This window comes from Ornithinibacillus proteolyticus, assembly GCF_039581225.1.
Taxonomy (GTDB): Bacteria; Bacillota; Bacilli; order Bacillales; family Amphibacillaceae; genus Ornithinibacillus; species Ornithinibacillus massiliensis.
Map to the genome: position 1 here is coordinate 1 of NZ_JBCPXV010000107.1, position 1,906 is coordinate 1,906.

The following is a 1,906-nucleotide window of genomic DNA, read 5'->3' on the forward strand; positions in this document are numbered from 1 at the left end:
AAGCAACATGTGCAAAAAAATAAAATAACCGTAAATCTGTTTAAAACATCTCAGATTCACGGTTATTTGGCGTTTCTGTTTTTAATTTTAGTTGCTTCTATTATAAAATTTCTTAGTTCGGGCTTACGATTCTTATTTATATGTATGGGGTGGAACTCCATATTTTGACGCATTTGATGGAAAAAGCACTCATTTTGTTGGTGATAGTACTACTTTAGAAGATATTGAGTTCGCGGATGATATTATGATTACTGATGAATTTGGTGGTGCGTTTAATTATGAAAAAGTAAATACTTTTGAAGTTGATTCTCAAGGTATTGGTATAGAAGATGGGAAAGATTATTGGAATTATATTGTATCAGCAGGTGATGAGGAGAAAGTTATTTTTCAAGTAACTGATGATTTTGAAACAAGTAAGATATATGTATTTAAATTTAAAGAATAAGTAGTTTAACATGGTAATATGATAGGCAGTAATTAAATGAACATTTAGATTAAAGGATAAACACAAGGGGCATTTTGTTCTTTGTGTTTATCTGTGAATTTGTCTAGCTACTTGGTGTTCTTCCCAAACGTGTCTGGGCTAGTCTAGAACATACTGCGGCTTTTTTTCTCGCTTGAAGTTTTCCAGAACCCCTCGCATTGTAAGAACGATCAAAAACATTAGGAATAAAATATCCTTGCTCATCATGGAACAGGATATTTCCACTACAATTTAATTAAGTTGTACCGATTTGAATTATAAAAAATATGAAAGAATAGGTATCACAACGATTAAAACAACGACACTCTGAACAAAAGTAAAAATAATGTCTTTTTTCCAAGTCCTTTTGGGATAAGGAATCATTCTCTGGAAAATAAGTAAAACTCCCCACCAAACAAACAAACTAAAAAAAACTGAGTAAAATTATCATAGTTCACAACAAAACACCTCACTTTGATTAAACTATTCATCTTCAATTTTCTGTCTATTTCATCTTTTAGATTTTATGTATTTTCACTAATTTAAAATAGCCCCAATCCTTCTGTTAGAATCAATTAGAAACCAATATCCTCCGGTCATCTCAGATTTTTAATTCGTTGTTTTAAATCCATTAATTCTCAATCCAATTCAATTAGCATTTATGAGATATTTCTACATTCATTACTAAATATCCTGCTTTATTAGAAAAATCTGCATTTTGAATATAAAGGCTCTAAGATATGCACCCTTTAAATTATTCTACTTCCTCGGGTTCGACTCTCGGCATCTCAAACAAATCATATTCTGCATCACCTGAAGTAGATTGAAGTTGATGTACAAGTCGTACTCCCAAAGAATCTATCTCTTGTCTAACTCGATTTTCAGATTCGGAAATATTTTGATTAACTTCAGTAAATCTTTGGTCTATTTTTATTCTAAGTATGTCAAAATCAGGCTCCATATCAAGTTGCAACTCTCTTTTTTTGCAATTGCAAAACCTTGTACTTATTCACTGCAAAATACAGTATTCACATTATTATTGAAGACGATAATTTAAAATGATATCTGATTAACTAAGCCACCCTTTTTGATTCTAAATTTAAAGCCTCTTGGAAATAGAATTGTGCTTTGATAGTACAGTTATGATGGATTAGAATTGAAATTAAATAATAGTGTGGATAAAGGAGATGTTTAATTGATTTTTAAATCGAATAAACATATAGATAAAACAAGTGTTAATATTGCTTTCTATTCTACCTTCATTTATTGGTCAGGATTTTTACTAATAAATAGTATCCTTGAATTTTTTAGTAAGGGAATGAATTTCATAATTCTTAGCCCTTGTGTATCAAGGGGTTTAAGAGATAAAAAAAGAAGTACCTCCCCAAATCTTGTATAATGGTAGTTGACCACAAACCATAAAAAGACTGGAGGAGTACTTCT

At 30.4% G+C, this 1,906-nt stretch carries 2 protein-coding genes; one reads left to right on the plus strand and one right to left on the minus strand.

The window, feature by feature from the left end; genetic code table 11:
• Nucleotides 1-244: 244 nt before the first annotated feature.
• Nucleotides 245-445: a hypothetical protein gene (locus tag AAIB49_RS19770; RefSeq protein WP_343459056.1), complete on the plus strand. Its 201-nt coding sequence runs from the start codon at nt 245-247 to the stop codon at nt 443-445.
• 772 nt (nt 446-1,217) lie between these two features.
• On the opposite strand, the gene AAIB49_RS19775 is transcribed toward AAIB49_RS19770, so the two are convergent.
• The gene (locus AAIB49_RS19775) at nt 1,218-1,424 is read right to left on the minus strand and encodes a hypothetical protein (protein ID WP_343459057.1); all 207 of its coding nucleotides are present in this window, start codon (nt 1,422-1,424) and stop codon (nt 1,218-1,220) included.
• Nucleotides 1,425-1,906 lie beyond the last annotated feature (482 nt).